Source organism: Streptomyces avidinii, assembly GCF_014650695.1.
Lineage (GTDB): Bacteria > Actinomycetota > Actinomycetes > Streptomycetales > Streptomycetaceae > Streptomyces > Streptomyces avidinii.
This window is the reverse complement of the sequence record NZ_BMVL01000023.1, coordinates 1-18,452: the sequence shown is the minus strand read 5'-3', so window position 1 is coordinate 18,452 and position 18,452 is coordinate 1. Positions and strand designations below refer to the sequence as shown.

The 18,452-nt window shown below is 71.6% G+C and carries 19 protein-coding genes; 9 read left to right on the top strand and 10 right to left on the bottom strand.

The annotated features are described in order from the left end of the window. Window positions 1–5 precede the first annotated feature (5 nt). The 4 genes from IE257_RS35780 to IE257_RS35765 are packed head-to-tail and all read right to left on the bottom strand — an operon-like array spanning window position 6 to window position 3,062. The gene (locus IE257_RS35780; protein ID WP_189974022.1) at window positions 6–257 is read right to left on the bottom strand and encodes a hypothetical protein; all 252 of its coding nucleotides are present in this window, start codon (window positions 255–257) and stop codon (window positions 6–8) included. Next, window positions 254–1,573, bottom strand: a complete 1,320-nt coding sequence (locus tag IE257_RS35775; protein WP_189974021.1) for a hypothetical protein — start codon at window positions 1,571–1,573, stop codon at window positions 254–256. Before IE257_RS35775 ends, IE257_RS35780 begins: the two co-directional genes overlap by 4 nt. Further along, window positions 1,570–2,802, bottom strand: coding sequence for an OmpA family protein (locus IE257_RS35770; RefSeq protein ID WP_189974020.1), 1,233 nt, complete (start codon window positions 2,800–2,802; stop codon window positions 1,570–1,572). The genes IE257_RS35775 and IE257_RS35770 overlap by 4 nt, the downstream gene beginning before the upstream one ends. 14 nt (window positions 2,803–2,816) lie before the next feature. Then, complete coding sequence (locus IE257_RS35765) at window positions 2,817–3,062, bottom strand: hypothetical protein (RefSeq protein ID WP_189974019.1); 246 nt, start codon at window positions 3,060–3,062, stop codon at window positions 2,817–2,819. A 249-nt stretch (window positions 3,063–3,311) separates the two neighbouring features. Here IE257_RS35765 and IE257_RS35760 point away from each other — a divergent pair, with 249 nt between their 5' ends. The 4 genes from IE257_RS35760 to IE257_RS35745 are packed head-to-tail and all read left to right on the top strand — an operon-like array spanning window position 3,312 to window position 7,217. Further along, on the top strand, window positions 3,312–4,712 hold the full coding sequence (locus IE257_RS35760) for a sensor histidine kinase (protein WP_189974018.1): 1,401 nt from the start codon (window positions 3,312–3,314) through the stop codon (window positions 4,710–4,712). Then, the gene (locus IE257_RS35755) at window positions 4,709–5,611 is read left to right on the top strand and encodes a hypothetical protein (protein ID WP_189974017.1); all 903 of its coding nucleotides are present in this window, start codon (window positions 4,709–4,711) and stop codon (window positions 5,609–5,611) included. The genes IE257_RS35760 and IE257_RS35755 overlap by 4 nt, the downstream gene beginning before the upstream one ends. Next, window positions 5,608–6,582: a hypothetical protein gene (locus tag IE257_RS35750; protein WP_229920861.1), complete on the top strand. Its 975-nt coding sequence runs from the start codon at window positions 5,608–5,610 to the stop codon at window positions 6,580–6,582. The genes IE257_RS35755 and IE257_RS35750 overlap by 4 nt, the downstream gene beginning before the upstream one ends. Continuing rightward, the gene (locus IE257_RS35745) at window positions 6,579–7,217 is read left to right on the top strand and encodes a hypothetical protein (RefSeq protein WP_189974016.1); all 639 of its coding nucleotides are present in this window, start codon (window positions 6,579–6,581) and stop codon (window positions 7,215–7,217) included. Before IE257_RS35750 ends, IE257_RS35745 begins: the two co-directional genes overlap by 4 nt. A gap of 84 nt (window positions 7,218–7,301) precedes the next feature. Here IE257_RS35745 and IE257_RS35740 read toward each other — a convergent pair whose 3' ends face one another. After that, complete coding sequence (locus tag IE257_RS35740; RefSeq protein WP_189974015.1) at window positions 7,302–7,667, bottom strand: hypothetical protein; 366 nt, start codon at window positions 7,665–7,667, stop codon at window positions 7,302–7,304. Further along, entirely contained in the window at window positions 7,660–8,019 is a 360-nt protein-coding gene (locus IE257_RS35735; RefSeq protein WP_189974014.1) for a hypothetical protein, read from the bottom strand. The genes IE257_RS35740 and IE257_RS35735 overlap by 8 nt, the downstream gene beginning before the upstream one ends. An 839-nt stretch (window positions 8,020–8,858) precedes the next feature. On the opposite strand from IE257_RS35735, the gene IE257_RS35730 reads away from it, so the two are divergent. After that, window positions 8,859–10,841, top strand: a complete 1,983-nt coding sequence (locus IE257_RS35730; protein ID WP_189974013.1) for a DUF6777 domain-containing protein — start codon at window positions 8,859–8,861, stop codon at window positions 10,839–10,841. Window positions 10,842–10,966: 125 nt separating this feature from the next. Here IE257_RS35730 and IE257_RS35725 read toward each other — a convergent pair whose 3' ends face one another. Then, complete coding sequence (locus IE257_RS35725) at window positions 10,967–11,263, bottom strand: hypothetical protein (protein ID WP_189974012.1); 297 nt, start codon at window positions 11,261–11,263, stop codon at window positions 10,967–10,969. A gap of 375 nt (window positions 11,264–11,638) precedes the next feature. Further along, window positions 11,639–11,821 carry a hypothetical protein gene (locus tag IE257_RS35720; protein WP_189974011.1) on the bottom strand — a complete coding sequence of 61 codons (183 nt, stop codon included), beginning with the start codon at window positions 11,819–11,821 and terminating at the stop codon, window positions 11,639–11,641. 362 nt (window positions 11,822–12,183) lie between these two features. Here IE257_RS35720 and IE257_RS35715 point away from each other — a divergent pair, with 362 nt between their 5' ends. The 4 genes from IE257_RS35715 (at window position 12,184) to IE257_RS35705 (ending at window position 14,470) form a co-directional block, all read left to right on the top strand. Further along, the gene (locus tag IE257_RS35715; RefSeq protein ID WP_189974010.1) at window positions 12,184–12,477 is read left to right on the top strand and encodes a hypothetical protein; all 294 of its coding nucleotides are present in this window, start codon (window positions 12,184–12,186) and stop codon (window positions 12,475–12,477) included. Between the two features lie 5 nt (window positions 12,478–12,482). Beyond that, complete coding sequence (locus IE257_RS35710) at window positions 12,483–12,758, top strand: hypothetical protein (RefSeq protein WP_189974009.1); 276 nt, start codon at window positions 12,483–12,485, stop codon at window positions 12,756–12,758. Window positions 12,759–12,894: 136 nt separating this feature from the next. Beyond that, complete coding sequence (locus IE257_RS39055; RefSeq protein ID WP_268251455.1) at window positions 12,895–13,017, top strand: hypothetical protein; 123 nt, start codon at window positions 12,895–12,897, stop codon at window positions 13,015–13,017. Between the two features lie 355 nt (window positions 13,018–13,372). Further along, complete coding sequence (locus tag IE257_RS35705; RefSeq protein WP_189974008.1) at window positions 13,373–14,470, top strand: alpha/beta hydrolase; 1,098 nt, start codon at window positions 13,373–13,375, stop codon at window positions 14,468–14,470. A gap of 1,025 nt (window positions 14,471–15,495) precedes the next feature. On the opposite strand, the gene IE257_RS35700 is transcribed toward IE257_RS35705, so the two are convergent. Further along, entirely contained in the window at window positions 15,496–16,020 is a 525-nt protein-coding gene (locus tag IE257_RS35700) for a peptidylprolyl isomerase (protein ID WP_229920860.1), read from the bottom strand. Between the two features lie 649 nt (window positions 16,021–16,669). Continuing rightward, window positions 16,670–17,668, bottom strand: coding sequence for an AraC family transcriptional regulator (locus IE257_RS35695; RefSeq protein ID WP_189974006.1), 999 nt, complete (start codon window positions 17,666–17,668; stop codon window positions 16,670–16,672). Window positions 17,669–18,452: the final 784 nt, after the last annotated feature.

Sequence of the window (18,452 nt, the reverse complement as noted above, 5' to 3'; positions counted from 1 at the left end):
GGCGGCTATCGCTTTCCGCGCAGCCTGCGTGCGCTGTCGCGGTCGAGTTTCACCGCCGTGGTGGGCCGGCGGGGCGCCGCCGTGAGGCGCTTGATGTCCCGGCCGAGCTTTTCGACCTGGCTCTTGCTGTGGTCGGCGTACTGCTGGCGCAGGTAGACGGGCAGGTCGGGCGGGGGCGGGGCCTGGCCCGCCGCACCGATGGCCGCGATGACCTCGCCGAGGTGCCAGACCTTCCTCGCCCTGCTCCACAGGCTCATGCGACCACCGCCAGACCCTCGGCGCCCGGACCGCCGTCGCCCTGGACGAGTGCGAGATCGGGCCCGGTCCAGGAACCCGCCTGGGACAGGGCCAGGTCCAGGTCGTCCAGCGACAGCCGTGGCGCCGGGAGCGCACTGCCGTACCCGCAGCGCTGGTGGACGGAGCGGGCGTAGCGGATGGCCTTGTCCTGGACGCTCTCCACGACTCTGCGGTGCGCCTCGGCGCGCAGTCGTGCGCCGTCCCGGGCCAGTTGGGCGAGCAGCCGGACGGCCTGGTGCAGCAGGATCTCCCGCTTGGCGCGCAGGGCCGCCTCGGCCCGGTGGGTACCGTGCAGTTGGGGGGCGAGCACGTCGATCGCCTCGGTGACCGTGGAGCCGTCCGCGAATTCCGACTGGTAGGAGAGGTAGGACACGGCACCGATCACGAGGGCGAACAGCGCGGCCATGACGACGGTCAGGAAACGCTCGTCGGAGGGGCCGTCGAGGACGAGCCGCCAGGCCATGGCGACGCCCAGGGCCGACGCCAGCAGTCCGCACAGGACGAGTTCGGCCACGAGCGTCCGGCGGCCGTCCCCGGCCAGGTCCCAGCCGCCGTGCGCGGCGCGGTGGGCGCGGTGCCGCCGGCCGAACAGCTTCATGGTCAGTGCAACCCCGACCGTGCCCAGGATGGCGAACAGCAGCGCGGTGACGGCGCGCAGGGTGCTGTCGGCCGACACGAAGGCCCTGTGCAGGTCCACGTTGAGGAACTTGGCCATCAGGAAGGTCAGGACGATGACGTCGAGCGCGAGGAGTCCGAGCAGGAGCCGCTTCACCCGGGCCGACACCCGCCGGTGTACTCGCGAGCCCGCCCGCTCCTGCGTCTCGACGAGTGCCGAGCACTCGGAGTGCCGTTCGTGCGCCTCGGCCCTGGTGCAGGACTCGCCGTGCGGGCCGACGTAGCGGGATGCGCCCAGAGCGGTGAGCTGGTGCTCGATGAACCGGACCTCGGCCTGCAGGCCCTTGATCGTTGCGACGGTCGGCTCGATGGTCCTGGCGGCCTCCGTCCTGGCCCAGTCGTCGGCGCGACGCTCGGCGGCCCGGCGCAGGCCGTCCTCCGCGTTGGTCCACTCCCCGGCCGGGCGGTCGCGACCGATCCGCCGGGCCTCGCCGACCAGTTCGCGGCAGCGGACGATCTTTGTGAACGGCATGGGGCCCAGCCCCAGTACGGAGGTGAGGGTCTGGCCGAGCGGGATCCTGAAGCGGTCGCGGTCGCGGTCGCGGTCGCGGTCTCGGTCGTGGGAGCGGTTGTGGTCGTGGTCGGTCCGTGTCGTCGTCATGACGGGTCGGTTCCTTCTTTCGTTTCGACGGGCAGCGTCGCGGTGCCGGTCTTCGTCGCACCGGTCTCCGCCCTGGCAGGGGCAGCGGACACGACCGTGACCTCCACCCGCCGGTTCAGGCGGGCGAGCGGCTCACTGAAGACACCGCCGGGCATGTTCTCGACGAGGGGGCGGCCGGAACCGGCCCCTTCGGCCGGGCCGAGGAGCCCGGGGGCGACACCCAGGCGGATGAGACGGTCGCGAACGGCCCGTGCCCGCCGGACGGACAGGTCGAGGCCGCTCACCGCCGTACCCACCCGGGCGGTGTGTCCGGTGATCCGCACGACGCCGCCCGCGGGGCAGCGCCGCAGGCTGTCCGCGATCGGAACCAGGTAGCGCTCGGCGCCGGCCCCCAGCCGCGCGTCGTCCGCCGCGAAGGTGACGGAAGCCGGGACGACGAAGGTGCCGGCGCAGGACGTGCGGGGCACGGCGACGGCCACCACCGGGACGGGCCGCTCCGACACCGGCGGCAGCCGCGGCACATCGTCGTCGCGCACCGTGCACGAGGCCGCCCCCGAAGCCCCGCACACCGCGTGCCACAGCGCCGTGATCCGCTGCGCAGCCGGCAGCGGCAACTCGGGCTGGGTACCGTACGCGACGCCGAGCCCGATGAACTCCACGTGCCGGCCGTGCGCGTCGGGAACCAGTCCGCGGCCCTTCAGGTGGCCTACGACGGCCCCCGGGTCGAAGTCCCAGCCGAGCGTGCGGACATCCAGCGGATCGACGGTCTGCACACCGGACGACACCACGACGACCGTGCCGCCGGAAGGTGTGGTCCGCAGCGCGCGGCGGTAGGTGCCGAGCAGATCGAGGCCCTCCGCGGCCGGCCGGCTCGCGGCCAGTGCCGAGCGCAGGTGCGCCGCCTCGGCGAGGACCTTCTCCCGGGCGGTGGCCGGGTCCTGCTCGACCTCCCGCGGCCCCCGCAGCGGAGTCAGGTCCACCTCGGTCACCTGCGCATCGGTCGACACGACCACGGAGATCGCCCCGTCGCCCGGCTCGACCGCACGCAGGGCATGCCGCACCGCGAGGTCGTTCAGAGCCGGGGCCCAGGGCGCCGGTTCGGCCATGCTGGCAGTGACGGCGATGGTCAGTGCCGTCGGTGCCGGACCGGTTCCGCAAGCAGTGAGGGCGCCCACGGCGAGGCCGAGGAGGGCGGGAACAGACAACAGCGCACGGAAAACGCGCGACATACGGCGCCCACGGATCATGCCGCCCCTCCCCACCGCGTCAAGGACGTCAGGTGCCAGCCGCCCGAACAGTGCGGGCAGCGGTAGGCACGCACCACCGTCCAACCGGCACGTACCCCGCTGTGCCGGGCCCGGGCCCGGGACGCCCGCGCCTCCGCCAGGAGGAGCTTCGTGTCCTTGCGTTCCCCCAGGCGCCGCTTGCCGGTCGCGGCGCAGACCGGCCAGTCCCGTCGCAGCCTGCGCCGTCGTCGTGTGATGGTCATGGATCCCTCCGTCGCCGATCTCGGCGTGGGAACGGCCGCAGCACGTCCCACCGATGGCGAGAAGGAATAGCGCGCGGCCCGCGGACCGGCTCGCAAAATTCCCGAGCCCCCCAGGTCAGGACGGAACCCGCCACGGAGGCGCAAACGCGGCAGCCACGGGGTCGTGAAAACCACGACCCCGCACGCCGCCGCTGTCCCACAATGTGCCCACAACCCGACCGACATACGGATCACACGGGGGTACGAGGAATGTCACTGTCCCGGCCGGACCGGTTGTCGCTCGTCGACTTCCTGCCCGCTCAGAACCGGCCCACCGGCCCCTGGCGCCAGATCCCTTGGGACCTGCGGGCGCCCGCCCCGATGAGCGTGTGGTCCACCCGCGTGACCGCGGCGCGCATCCACCGCTACGACCGGGTACGGCCCTTCGCAACCCGGGGCTTCCTGCTCGCCCTGCTCGCCGCGCTGCTCGTCCTCGCCGACGCCACCCACCCCCTCGTCTGGGCCCTCCTGTCCGTGGGCGTGCTGCAGACCCTGCTGGAGATCCACCTCGACGGCCAGGCCCACGGCGGCACCCGCGCACGCTCCGCCCCCATCCGAATGCTGCTCACCTGGCAGGACAACTGGCAGTGGGAGCGCACCCTGCTGAACGGCACCGGGCTGCTGGGCGGCATCGCCGTACCGGCGAACGTGATCGCCGTCCTGTTCTGCACCGGCCCCGGCGACCCCGGATGGATCAAGGTCGTCGCCCTGGTCGTGGCGCTCGCGTACGCCAACTCCGGGATCTACCACGTGCTCACCGACGGCACCTACTACTCGGCCAACCAGAGCCTCCCCCGGATCCTGGTGACGCTCAGGCCCTACGGCTGGCTGCTCGTCACCTGCGCGCTCGTGGCGGTCGTGGGCCTGTCGGTACGACTGGGCCGGTGGAGCCCGGACATGGTGCCGCTGGCCTGGGCGGCATGCACACTGCCCTACCTGGTGGGCATGAAGGCACGGGACTGCGACCGATGGCTGCGGGCCGGCGCGGAAGAGGCGGCCGTCGCGATGAACGAGGCACGGAGCCGGCTGGCGCAGGACTTCCACGACACGCTCAACGAGGTCCGCTCCCTGAGCAGGGCGCTCGCCGGCGACGACTCCGTCAAGGCCGAGTACAAGATCGACGCTGCCGACCTCGCCCCCAAGCTCACCCTGGTCAAGGAGGCGATCGACGAGTCCGCCTGGGACGCCCAGCACCGGGAGATCACCATGGAAGGCATCGTCGAACAGCTGGGCCGCGACCACAGCCTGGACATCACCGCCGAGCTGAGCCTCGGCGAACTACGGCCGGGCAACCGCGACCTGGTACGACAGCTGATCACCACCATCGTCACCAACGCCGCACAGGCGATGGCGCTGCGCGGCCACCACGACCGGCCGGTCGCGGTGTACGCCCACCTCGCGGACGGCATGATCCACCTCGGGGTCCGGGACCCCCTCCCGCTGATCCCGGACGGAGCATGGTGCCCCGACGGCAGCACTCTGGCGGCCATGCGGGACAGACTGCGCCGGCAGGGCGGCGACCTGACGCAGACAGCGGTGGCGGGTGGGAAGGAGATCCGCAGCGTCTGGCGGGTCCGGCCGCCGAGGCTCACCAGGGAGTCCGCACGATGACGCTGGAATACCTCCTGGTCGACGACCAGGGCAAGCGCAGCCGGGTGTTCGACCGGCAGGTCTCCATTCCGGGCGAACTCGCCTTCACCATGGTCGACGACCCGGAACTCCTGCTCGACCTGAGCCCCGCGGACCTCGCGGAATTCGACGGCGCGATCGTCGACTTCCACCTGAACACCTCGACCGCCCCGGACTACCACCCGCTGACCATCGACGACCCCCGGCTGTTCGGCGGACCCGTCGAAGTCCGCACCGGCATGGGCGTGATGCTCCACCTCAAGCGGCACGTCCCCGACATGACCCTCTACGGCATGACCGAGCTGACCCACGCCCACGCGAAACTGTTCCTGGCCGCAGCCTCCGTATGGCTCGGCGCCGAACCGCTGAACGCCAACGAACCACCGGAAATCCTGCGCAGGGTGCTGCTCACTCCGGACGGCGAGCGGGCCGACCTGCAAGCCTCGCACCGCCAGATGAGCGCCTCCGCCGAGCCGTTCAGGCGGCTGATGGACGCCTGCCTGAACCGTCAGAGCCTGGCCGAGACCTACGACTGGCTGCGCTGCTACCGCCTGTGCAACGGCCCCCGGGCGCACAAACAGGTCGCGGGCGTCGTCCGCCGCCTGATGGGCATCCGGGTCGGCGCCGACCCGGAGAAGACGTTCTTCCCGATGATGACCCGGTGGCAGACCCACCTGGCGGCCTTCGCACAGTCCTGGGGCGAGGACACGACGGACTGGCCGGACCTCTCGGCAGGCGTCTCGGCGAAGACCTGGGCGGACCGCAACCCGGTGCTCGACTACGTCAAACCGGGGGCGTACGACACGTTCTTCAACTCCCCGGACGTACGGGCCGCACTGACCTACCACCGCAGCACCGACCCGGGAGACGACCCGCAGTGACACCCGACCCACCCGTGATGCCGGACCTGGCCGCAGCCCCCGCCTGGGAGCCGGTGCGCGTCACCTCCGCCGACGGTCCGGGCGGCGAAATCCTCCTCGGCGTCGTGGACGGCCGACAGCGCGCCGACGACCCCACGTTCGTGGTCGCACAGGGCTTCCTGGCATTCGTGGAACCCTTCGAGATGCAGCGGTTCCAGGTGATCGCCCCGGCACTGCGGGCCCGACTCGTGGTCGTGGAGACACCCGGTGCCGGGTTCGCGGCATCCCGGCTGCTGCCCGCGGAGCGACGCGCCCTGCTGCGGGGCGACTTCACCGTGCTGGCCCGCCGGATGCTGCGGGCGGCCACCGAGTACACCGCCTCCCTCGACACGGCGGACCCCCCGGGCCCCCTCGGCGTCCTGGGCTATTCACTCGGAGCATCCCTCGCCACCGCCATGGCCGTCGTATCGGCCGGCACCACAGCACACCCGCCGGTCGAATCCGTCGTCCTCGTCGAACCGGTCGCGCTCCGGCGATGGAGCGCCGCAGGCCTCATCGCGGCCGTACGCCACGAGAACCGCCTCGTACAGCCCTACCTGGACCGCACAGCCACGGTGCCCGGCGCCGTACGCCCCCTGCACGCGCGCCCCGAAGAGTCACCGACCACCAGACGCCGGGCCGACCTGCTCCTCCTCGGCAACGCCCTGCGCGCCGCACGCCTCACCGACGACCTCAAGACCGCGGCGCACCGGTGGGAACGGGAGCCGACGCCACGCCCGCACCGCCTGATCGTGGTGCGGGGCGACGGGAGCACGCTGTCACCACGACAGCAGAACCACGACCTGGTGGCCGCCGCCGAACGGCACGGGATCACGGCGCGCCTGGTGGGCGTCCCCGGACCGCACGCCTTCTGGCAGTCGCTGCCCGCGGTCGCCGCCGCGGCCACACAACTGGACCCGCTGTGCCGCGCGCCCGAAAGCCTCCCCGAGTGACCCCGCCCCGCGACGGCGCGACATGGCTCGCGGCACTGGCCGCCACCCTCCTCACCACGGGCGTGATCTGCCAGTTCCTGCAGCACACGGACCCGACGCCCCCACTGCTGTACTTCACCGTCGACTCGGCGGTACTGGCCGCGGCCGTCCAGATCCGGCGGCTCGTGCACGGCCCCGGCAGCGGCCCGTGGGGCGAGCGGCTGCGGGGCTCCGCGGTGGTCGGGGTGGTCCTCTCCTCGCTGGTCCACCTCACGGTGATCGCGCCGAGCAGCCCGTCGGGCGGCTGGTTCGGCCCGCACGACGACCTGTGGGCCCGTACCGCCACGCTCCTCCTGCACGGGGCGGCACCCGTGCCGGTCGTCGCGGAGTTCCTGGTCAGCCCCTGCCGGCTCACCCCGGCCCGGCACGAGCCGGCCCTGCTCGCCTGGTGGCCCGCCGCCTACCTGGCCGTCGTGGGCACCCTGGCATGGTCCGACGCGGCGACGATGCCCTACCTCTTCCTCAGCCCCTCCCGGTTCGGTACCGGACCGGTGATCGCGACGATCGCTGCGCTCTCCGCAACCGTCCTCGCCCTGGCCGCAGCACTCACCGCGGCCCGCCGAAGGCTCGGCCGGCCCCCGGGCGCCCACGCGTGATGCAACCCCGGAACACCCAGGTCCGGGCCGACCCCGCCTACGCCGACCGGCTCGTGAACCGGCAGCCACGACGGCGAGCCCCCTTCAGCCGGAGCGCAGGACGATGTCGTCGCCGTCGACCCAGTACCCGGTGCCGCCCGAGGCATCGGTGGTCTCGTAGAACGTCTTGCGCGTCTGCCCGGCGGACCACTTCTGCCGCGCGCCCCACTTCCGGAGGGTGTATTTGCCGCGTGCGGCCTGACCGGTGAGCTTGAGGCCGTGGCCCTGGACGAAGTGGCCGTCGAGGTCGCTGCCGAACGGCCGGCCGCGCTGCTTCGGTCCGGCGCCGGTGGCGGTGGCAGTACGCGACCCGGCGCTGATCGCGAAGCGGATCAGCGCCGGGTCGTCCGGGACGGTGGGGCGCACCGTCCCGGGCAGTGCGAGGGTCTCAGCAGCGGGTCGGTCACCCACCGGGAGCCGGTGCGGGTGCCGGCTTGGGCGCCGGGGCCGGGGCCGGGTTGGGCTTGTGCTCGCAGTAGACCTTGCCCTTGTAGAACTTGCAGCCCGGCATGTTCTTCACGTCCTTGGGCTTGCCCTTGTTCTTGTTCTTCTTGTGCTTGTCACCCTTCTTGTGGTGGTCGCCGTGGCCGCCACGGTCACCCTTGGCGAGGTCGATATGACTCGCGGTCATCGTGGCGACCTCACTGACCGACGAGGGCGCCGACGACGCAAAGGCGCTGCTGGGGACCAGCACACCGGCGCCGACGAACGCGGCCGAGACGGCGACAAGGGCAAAGCGCTGCTTCCTGGACGAACGGGACATGAGAAGTGCTCCTTCGGGAGGGGAATCGGTTGAGCGGAACAACTCCAGTAGGCCCTCCCCGCCGCCGGCATACACGCCCCCACAATTCGTGACTTGACAGACCGGACCCAGGGAAATCGGCACGAGCCGCCGGAAAGCGGGGCGGGGCGGCCCCGGGCGGTGAACGGACTCTCCGGCAGCCGGGAATCAGCCCCGCAAGCCCCACGAAACCCCGCGCCAAACGCTCACCGATCTCGCGGTGCACCATCGGCCCCCACACCGCGCAAGCCCCTGCACCGGCCTTTTGGAGAGCGGCTTCGCGCCCGCGACACGCGGGCCGACGACGGCCGGCAGGTGGACGCCCCGGTTTATACAGGGGCCTGTCAAGTCCCGAAAGGTCGCGGCATGACGAGGCACGGGGGAGGGGGCCTACTCAGGAGACGGACGCACGAGAGGTGGGTGATTCCCGCCGGGGCGTTTGCCAGATGTCCAGAGTTCCAAATTTCCAGGTTCCACCTCCGGATATGGAGGCGTTGACGGTTCGGAAGGAGTGAGCGCATGCGAGTCACCATGGTTTGCCCGCTGCCCTGCGTCGGGGGGCGAGCATCGTGAATTCCCTGCCTCCTTCCTCCGAGTGCCCCACCGGCCCGCCGCCCGGCCCGTTGTCGGGCCGGGGCGCGCATGCAGAGCCACCGCCCCCACCGCCCTCTCTGCCGCCACCGGGTCCTCCGCCTCCCTCGGGGCCCCCGTCGGGGCCCCTTCCGGGCTCTTCCGGCGGGTCTTCACTGCCGGGTGGCGGTGGCCGGGTTCGCAGGTGGCGATCGCGCAGAGCCGTGCTGAGTGTGAGTACGGCGGCGGCCGTGGCGTCGGCTGTGATCCTCAGTTTCACCGTGCTGGGCGGGAACACCGCAGCGGGCGGTGAGGTCTTCCTCCAAGCCGCTCCGGAGGCCGGCCCCGACCCGTTCACTCCTTCGACGGCCACACAGGCCGAGAGCGTCGCCAAGGCCATGCCCATGACCACGGGTATGAACGCGAAGGACGGTACGGGTACCACGGGCACTGCGAGCGGTGCGCGCACGCTCGAGGTCGACGGCGGCTATCCGGGGCTGTACGGCGGAACGCGCAACGTCGCGAGCTGTGACGTCGAGAAGCAGATCCGGTACCTCACGCAGCACCCGGACAAGGGCAGGGCGTTTGCCGTCTCGCTGGGCATCCGGCAACCCGAGATTCCCTCGTACCTGCGGTCACTGACGCCCGTCCGGCTGGGTTGGGACACCAGGGTCACCAACCACGGATACCGCAACGGCGCGCCCACCAGCTACCAGGCGGTCCTGCAGGCCGGCACTCCCGTACTGGTCGACGGCCGGGGCGTGCCCCGGGTCCGCTGCGCCTGCGGCAACCCGTTGGATCAGCCCGTCGCGGTCCGAGGCAGTCAGACGTACAGCGGCGCGAAGTGGTCCTCGTTCCGGCCCTCCGGCCTCGTCGCGGTCAAGCCCGCCGTGAAGCCGGTGAAGACCGTCACGGTCTTCGACCAGGAACGCAGGGGATGGTACGAGCGCCCGAGCGGAGCGGCAGAGGGCAAGCACGACCGCGAGGTCCCGCCCCCGAAGGGCCAGACCCCCGGATCTGCCTACCCGGCCCTGCCGGCGGCCCGATCGGGGTCAGCCCGGCCACCCTCTGGCACGACCCCGCACCAGCCCCCGGAGACCACCTCCGGCCAGGTACCGAACCAGCCCCCGGGCAAGACCCAGGGCCCGGCGCCGGGCCGGAACCCCGGGAACGCTCCTGCCCGGAGCCCGGGCAATGTCTCAGGCAGCACCCCGGGCAAGACCCCGGACGATGTCCGGGACCATGCCCCTGGGAAGGCACCGGCACCGGTCCCGACCTCCCCGGGCCAGAAGCCGGGCGAGAACCCGGATGAGGGCTCGGAGAAGGCACCGGGCCAGGAGTCCGGCACGGACCCGGGCAAGGCCCCCGAGAAGGTGCCGGGCGAGAACCCGGGCCAGGAGCCGCGCCAGGAGCCCGGCCAGGCGCCCGGACCGGACGCAGGCAAGGAGCCCGGCCAGGCTCCCGGGAAGACGCCGGACAAGGAGTCCGGCGAGCACCAGGGGAAGACGCCCGACAAGGAGTCGGGCGATAACCCGGACAAGGACACGGACAAGGACCCGGGCAAGGAAGCAGGCAAGGAGCCCAGTCAGGACCCGGAGAAGACGCCGGGGCAGGAGTCGGGCCAGACGCCCGGCAAGGAGTCGGGCGATAACCCGGACAAGGTCCCCGGGAAGGACTCAGGGAAGGTTCCCGGTCGGGAGTCGAGCCAGGATCCGGCGAAGGTGCCGGGTCAGGAGCCGGACAAGGGCCCCGGGAAAGCGCCCGGCCAGGACCCTGGCAGGGGGTCGGGCCAGGCCCCGGACACGGCTCCCGGGAAGGCGCCGGAGCCCGGCCACGAGCCCGGGCCGGCCCCTGGTCACGACACAGGCAAGGGCAAGGGCAAGGACACCGGTCCGGAGTCCGGGACCCTGCCCGGTCATGAATCGGGCCAGGTCCCCGGGAAGGCCCCGGACTCCGGCCAGGAGCCGGGCAAGGCGCCGAACAAGGGCGCCGGCAACGTTCCCGGAACGGCGCCCGGGAACGGGCCGGGCAAGGACCAGGGGCAGGATCCCGGGAAGGCACCGGGCCGGGGTTCGGGCCAGGGTTCGGGCGCTGGCCAGGGCAGCGGCCCCGGCAACGGCCAGGGGAAGGCGCCGGGCGGGAGCGCGGTCCCGAACCCGAACCCGGGTAACGGGTCGGGGCGGCAGCAAGGCGGGGATCCCGGCGGCGGGCAGGAGGAGGAGCAGTCCCAGTAATCCGGTGGTTCGAATGCCCGGGCCTTGACGCTCCGCCTGAGCCACCGCTGGCTGACGCCCGCGGTGGCTCTCGTCGGTGCGTGGCCGACAGCCGGCGTCACCGGCCCTGCGGCCCGCCTCACGGATCAGGAAGCGGGGCTGCGGCGGGCACGGAGCCGGCGGACACCCTTCACTACGTAGACGGCGGTCATGAGCGCGAAGCCGGTGGCAGCGAGCCAGAACCAGGATTCCGCCACCGTGAAACTCAGCAGCAGGCCGCCGATGAGCAGCAGGGCGGCGACGGTATCCAGCAGTTCGAGACGTGCCCCGGAGCGCACGACGGAGTCGGGACCGCGCAACCGGCGGACGATGGGAACGAGGCCAAGGGCTTGCAGGACGGCCAGACCGAGAGCGATCCAGACGTACCAGTCGGGTATGTCCACGGCGCGCACTGTATCGCCCGCCGGGACCGCGACGAAGATCCGAAAGAAGCACCCCCGGGCGCCCGGGCTCGCGTGCGCACCCGCGTGAGCACCTGCGGTTCGCGATGGCGACACCGATTGCCGTGGCGAGGGCGGCGCCGACTCCGCCGACCGCTGATCGGGGCCATCGGTGCGGGGTGGGCCACGCACAGGTAGCCGGTGGCGCCCAGGACCAGCGCGACGACGAGGACCAGGAGGGATGGGCTCACCGATCTCCGGCTTCACGGAGATGGCGACCAGGGCGCGGTCCAGGGCGTGGACTGCGCGCCCGGTCGTGAGGTCTTCGAGCTGTTTGGCGGCGGAGCCCCTGAACGCGATCCCGGCGCCGTGGGGCCGTCAGCCGACAGTCGGGCGCTGCGCGGCGAGGCGGGCGAGATGGGCCTCCCGCAGCTCCTCCCGGGGCGGGCACTCCTCCACCGGGAGCAGGCCGTTGGCGGCGATGCCCTCAAGGACGGCGGCGAGCCGGTCGGCGTTCTCGCGGGCCCTGGCAGCGTAGGCGCGGACCGCGTCGGCAACCACCGTAGCGCCACGTGGTCCGAGGGCCCGATCACCTCCACCGGCGCCCGTCCGGCGAGGCCGTGCAGGCCGCCTCCGACTCCGACCGACTCGCCAAGTGAGACGGCAGTCAAGGAGCAGCCACTCGAAGCCACCCGTCACGGAGTGCACGCCGGACGACCGTGTTCTGCGGGTACCACCGAATGGCAGTGATGACTGACCGATTCTTCGGGTGAAATCTCCCAGCCGGCGACCGGCCGACGGCGTGTGCCCCCGCGGCAGGGCGACCTGCCTCCTAGAACTGACGCGTAATCAAACGGCTGCACCGGCTGCCACCCCCGGCCGGCCCGCGCCCTGCCGCATGACGAAGAAGCGAGGGACGGCACATGGCGACGACGACGCTCTTCTCGGCGTTCATTTTCAACACCACAACGATTCCTGCCGGCCAGGCGCAGGGCTACCAGATCGGCCCGGACGCAAGGTTGGGGAGTGGAACTGTCACGGCCACCGCGCATGGATTGAGCGGTCTCGTGAGTGGGTCACAGATCCTGAATGTCGAAATCCTCAAAACGCGGGCAGGGCAAAACGATCAACTGCGCTTTCTGGACATTACTGTGCGGAACATCGCGCCAAATTCATGTCCCTTTGTAAAACTCTTCGTTCACATCGTCACCCCCTGATGGTCATGACTGTAGAGGAGCGAAACAGTATGCGGGTACTTGCCGTCCACGACTCGGCCGGGCAGATCATCTCACTCGTTGCTTCGCCGGAAGATGCGCCGACTGTGAGTGTCGAACTCCGGGCGGGGGAATACATGCATGCGGTCGACGTCTCTGAATTGTCACTCGACATGGAAGAGTCTCGGATCTACGAGCGACTGGCCGAGGTTGCCGAGAACTTCCGAGTCGATGCACCCGAGGCCGCTGTCTCCGAGGTGCAACTCATCCCCCGGAACAGGTGACAGCCACTCCGCGATCCCGCAAAGCCCATGAAACTGCGTCGCTCACGGCTGATGCCACCACTTCGTGAGGCGATGCCCGGGCCCGGCTCCTCAGTCGTCCAGCCGCTCGGGAAGGCGGCGTTCATTCGATGGCAGGTTGAGTCGTATCGATGTGCGGCCCGGAGAGGACTGCCGGCTCTACGCGAAAGCCTGGTCCCGCTGCAAGGGCAACTCCGGTAAGCAGGAGAGCTTCTGGGTGCAGATGGTCAAAGACCGCTGATCGTGCCTGTCCGCCAAACAGTGCTGCAGCAGGACCCGGGGCCGTGATCGGGCCGGGGTCCTTCACCGTGTGCCCCGGCGGGAATCGAAACTGCGACACCCGATCACCCGTCCCTCGTCCGCGACGGGCGACCGGCGAAGGCCGGCGCGCCACTGCGGCGCGAGGGGGCTGCGCCCAGGCGGGCGATTGCACCCGAGGGTGGGCCGACGCGCCCTCGACGACGGAGCCTTGCAGGCGGCCCCGCAGCTCGGTGGAACGCTTTCGCCCCGGTACCTCTCTTGCCTGATGCGCACCGGTTGGCGGTGCTCTGGACCGGTGCGTCCAGACCGAGACGTCGCAGAGGTTCCGCTGATCCATGGGTCTGACAAGTAGTGAGCTCCTCCTGTGCGCCGTGCTGTGCACGGCACTGGCCTTCGCGGTCACCGTGTGGCTCTGGCCGCGGCTGGCCCGGGGGAGCCGGGCACGGGTGCTGGGGCGCATGGGGCTGATCGTCCTCGTGCAGGTGTTCCTGTTCGCGTCGGTCGCGCTCGCGGCGAACCGCAGCCTGCTGATCTACGGTTCCTGGGCGGACCTGGCCGGACGCGCACGCCAGGAGGCCGTGCGCGGCGGGGTGGCCGTGGAGGTGCTGGGACGGCAGGCTCCCGACGTGCCCGGCGGTGGCAATCCCCTGGTGAGCGGCGTGATCGAGAAGGTGACCGTGCACGGCGAGCGCTCCAGGAGGGCCGCCCAGGCGTACGTGTACCTGCCGCCGGAGTACTTCCAGAAGGGCAACGAGCAGCGGAGGTTCCCCGCGGCGGTGGTCCTGACGGGCTACCCGGGCACGGCGGAGAACCTGCTGAAGGGGCTGCGCTACCCGAAGACGGCCTGGACCCTGGCCAAGGAGAAGAAGGCGCAGCCGATGATCCTGGTGATGATGCGGCCCACCGTCTCGGCCGAGAACACCCAGTGCGTCGATGTCCGCGGCGGCGGCTCGCAGAGCGAGACCTTCTTCGGTACGGACGTCTCCCGGGCCATATCGAGCACGTACCGCACCGGCACCTCGGCGCGGAGCTGGGGCATCATCGGCGATTCGACCGGCGGCTACTGCGCCCTGAAGATGACGGTTCAGCATCCGGAGACCTACGCGGCCGGCGTGGGCCTTTCGGCGGACTACAAGCCGGAGATCGACCAGTACTCCGGCGACCTCTTCCACGGCGACAAGGACGAGGAGAAACGATCCGACCTGCTGTGGCATCTCGCCAACCGGCCGCAGGGCGCGTCCTCGTTCCTCGTGACGACCTCGCTGCAGGGCGAGGAGAACTACAAACCGACCCAGCAGTTCATCAAGGCGGTGAAGGATCCGGCCCGCGTCTCGTCGATCACGCTCGACCGTGGAGGACACAGCTTCAACACCTGGAACCGCGAGATCCCGCCGGCCCTCGAATGGATCGGCGGCCGGCTCGGCGCCGAGTGAGGAGACCCGGCGGACGTCTTGGGCGGGAGTCTTCGGCGGGGCGACGACACGGCCGCACCGCCGGTTCGTCCGGCTGCGGCAACGGCAACGCCCCCAGCCACAGTGCCCAGTAGTTCACGTTCGCGGCTTCCGCGGTGTCATCTCCCGCAGCAGGCGCAGCACGAAGCCCGTCACCACCCCTGCCGATGTCCGTCGCGGCCTGCCCGTACCGACCTGCTCCCCGGTCGCCCTGCGCACCGAAACCCGTACTCGGGGTCAGTCCTACCGCATCCGCGGTTGCCGTACGTTCGCCTTGCGGTCGATGCCCGCCGCCCGTGACCACGCCCACGTCAGCGAGGCCCCGATGAGCAGCACACACCTGGTCCGGCACGACCCCGAGGAACACCTCGAAGGTGAACTGCCGCTGGATCGCGTACCCCACGAGTGTCTGGTCGAGGCTGTACTCGGATGGCGGCCCGCCGCGCATGGCCGAGACCGCCCAGGAGGTGCTGCAGCGCACCGTCCGGACCGCGGCCGCCCTCGCCGATGGCGACACCGACTTCCTGGAGCGGCTGCGCGACGCGGGACTGCGGGTGCGCGAGCGCCACGGCGACGACGGCGTTCTCCCCGGGTACACGGTGGCGCTGCCCGGGGACCGCGCGGACGGCGGCTCCCGCCCGGTCTGGTTCGCCGGATCGACCCTCGCTCACGACCTGCCCTTGCCCCGGGTGCGCGAGCGCTGCACCCCGCACGTCGCCCCTGCGGACCGGGCGCTCGCCGAGACGCGTATCCGGGAAGCCTCCGCACTCCTGGGCCGCCGCGCCGGACAGGCCTCCGGTGCCGGTGATGTCGAGACCGGGTCCGGGCGGCGGCCGACGCCTTCGAGCAGGCCGCCCGCGCTCCCGGCGCCCGCTGTCTGGAGGGCCGCGCCCGCGTCCCGGCTGTGGGTCTCCCTGACGGCGGCCCGCTCCCGCTCCACCACCCCCACCTGGCCCCCGGACGGACGCCACCGCAGCGGCCGCGGCTTCGGCGCGGGCCGCGGGGAGTCAATGCCAGCAGGCCGGCCGGACGCGGAGCAGCTCGGTCCGCAGCACGGGTGTGCCGTCGACCGGTGCCGGGTCCTCCGCGGTCGGCTCGATTCCTCCGGCGGCGGTCCTGTCGAGTGTTGCCAGGCCGTCGGAGCCGACCGTGCCGAACACCGTGTAGTTCGGGCGCAGTGCGGAGTCGCCGTAGACGACGAAGAACTGTGAGCCGTTCGTGTCCGGACCGGCGTTGGCCATCGCCAGCAGGCCGCGCCCGTACAGGCGGCGCGCGCCGGTCGGATCGGTCGGTGCGGGTGGCAGATCCACCGGCAGCTCGTCCTTGTACTTGTACCCGGGCCCTCCCTCACCGGTCCCGGTCGGGTCGCCGCACTGCAGGACCTTCAGCGTCGGATACGCCGTCAGACGGTGGCACACCGTCCGGTCGTAGAACCCATGCCGTGCCAGGTGCAGGAAACTCTGGACCGTGCACGGCGCCTTGGCCTGGTCCAAACGCAGCGGGAGCGGACCCTGGCTGGTCGGAACAGCCATGTCAACCGTGCCACGGCCAGGGGTGCGCCGCGGGTCAGGCGGCAGCGGAACATGACGCGCGGGCGGCTCGTCCGGGGTCTGTGTGTACTGGCAAGGGCCGTGCGTGGTGCGCGGCGGAGCGCCGTCGGAAGCGGTGGCGGCACTTCCCCCGGACACAACTAACGTCACGGCCGCAAATGCGCTGATCAGTGCTCGGTTCATCTTGCGCGCCCTCCTGATGATCGCCAGGTTTTGGAGCGGTCGCAGTCTAGGACGTGGTGTGGTCGGCGGGAATGGTCAACGACAGGAGGCCCGCGAGGAGCGCTGGTCCAGGACCGCGGCGGTCGGACCTGGTGGCGGCCGCCGGGCAGCGCCCCGGCGGTCCGGCCCTCGACGGCGAGCTCGTCGTCTGGGACACCGCGGTCGTCCGGCTGTCGTTCCAGGCGTCGCAGCGCCGCCGCCCGCGCCTGCAGCGCCCCGGCCCCGGCCGCCCGGTGGCCGACCTACTCCCTCTCCTTCGACCTTTTGAAGCTCGACGGCGAGCAGCCTCTACGGCGGCCTTACACCGCGGCCAGGCAGAACTGCCACGTCGACGGACGATGAGAGACCGCCCTGCACACGGGGGCGGCCAGCCCAGCGGCCGGGAGCGGGCCGGGGCACCCCCGCCCCACTAGGAGGCGTGCGTCCCGGCCAGGTCCTCCGCCCGGGCCTGCCCGCGGAAGGCCGCGGGCGGCAGGCCGTAGGCCTCGCGGAACGCCCGGCTGAACGCGGACGCGTGCCGGAAGCCCCGCCGGGCGCCGATGACGTGCACGGGCACCTCCTGGTGCAGCGGGTCCGCCAAGTCCTGGCGTGCCCGCGAGAGCCGCTGGCCCTGAAGGAAGGCCGCGGCCGTCGCCCCGTCCCCCTCCTGCTGGAACACCCGGTGGAGATAGCTGACGGAGATGTGGTGGGCGGCGGCGATCGCGGGGACGTCCAGCAGCGGATCGTCGGCGTTGTCCCGGATGAAGGCCATCACGCGGAGCGCCAGGGCGCGCCGGTGCGTCTCCGGGGTCAAGGACCGGTCCGCTTCGAGGACACCGGCGAAGAGCGAGGCGACGAGATCGGCCAGTACGCCGCTCAGGCGCGGGCCCTCGGCCGGACGGTAGGACCGGCTGTCCTTGGTCACCTGGTCGAGGAAGGTGGCCACCAGGGCCCCCATTCCCTCCCGGGCCGAGATGCGCTTGCCGATGACCCGGCCCGCGGTGTGCGGGGGCAGCGGCAGCAGCGCCTTGGGTACCTCGACCCCGATGATCTCGACGGAATGCGGGCCGGAACTGATCTCGAACGGCCGTGACGTGTCACTGGTGTGGATGTCGAACACACCGTGCACCACGGTGTCCTTGCCCAGCGTTACCGCTCCCGCCCCGCGTTTGATCAGCGAGAGGTGGAACGCCTCGGGGTCCGACCTCGCTATCAGCTTCGGTGTGCGCTGGAAGGTCAGGGGACGACATTCCATCGGATAGACCGTGATCCCGCCGAGCGAGATGACGCGCTGGTTCACCCAGAAGTCGGCGGCGTGCTCACTGCGCATCTCCATGGGCGCATGCGTCTCCGACATCAGGGCCCGCCAGCTCTCGAAACGGTCGGCGGGCGCTAGTTCCGCGCTGCGGAACGTTCTCTCGGGCAGCATGATCACGGGTTTACACCGGCCGTGGCGGCCCGCGCAACAAGAGCCGGGGCCCGGGGCGCGGCCGACGGGGCGACTCTCCGTCAAGACACTGTGCACGCCGGGCCAATGCGCGGTGTTCCGGGGCTTGGCAGAGTGGGCGCCGGAGGGTCGGTCAGGGGACGGGAAACCGGAGCCCCCCGCCGACGACCGGGGGCCTCTCGCGTTCCCGGCACTGAGCTGACGCCGCCCGAGGACGGGGGTTTCGGGCGGCGCCAGCCCAGTGCCGGGACCAGGCAGTCCAGACGCTAGTGGCAGCCCCGCCCCGCCCCAGGCGCGGAGCCCCGGGTGCAGCGCGCGGGATCGGGCCCCCGTTATCGAGGCAGCCGGTTGGAGTTCCACGCCATCGACGTGGCGTCGACTGCGGCCCGCGCGGGAGTGTTCCTCATCCCCCGGGCGAGCGCCCCGTTCGAGTACTCCGGAGCCGGCGACTACCGGGAGCGACACAGTGAGGAGCACGCCCGGCCTGTCGGACGCCAGGTGGCCGCGGTTCTGCATGCTCACCCCTCGGATGACACGGTCGGCGGCCGCTGCGCCGCCGTGACGAAGAACCGGACGTGGAGGCGGCGGGCTGCAGAGTCGGCAATCTCGCGGGCCAGGTTGCCTGGAGATGCACCGCGGTCTGATGCTGGCACGCTCTGGCGACACCGCGGCCGGACGCGGACGTCCGCGCGGCGCTGCACGCCCTCCCGCCGGAGAACGACCAGGGTCAGCAGCCTTTGCTGGTGGCGGTGAGGGCGTGTCGAAA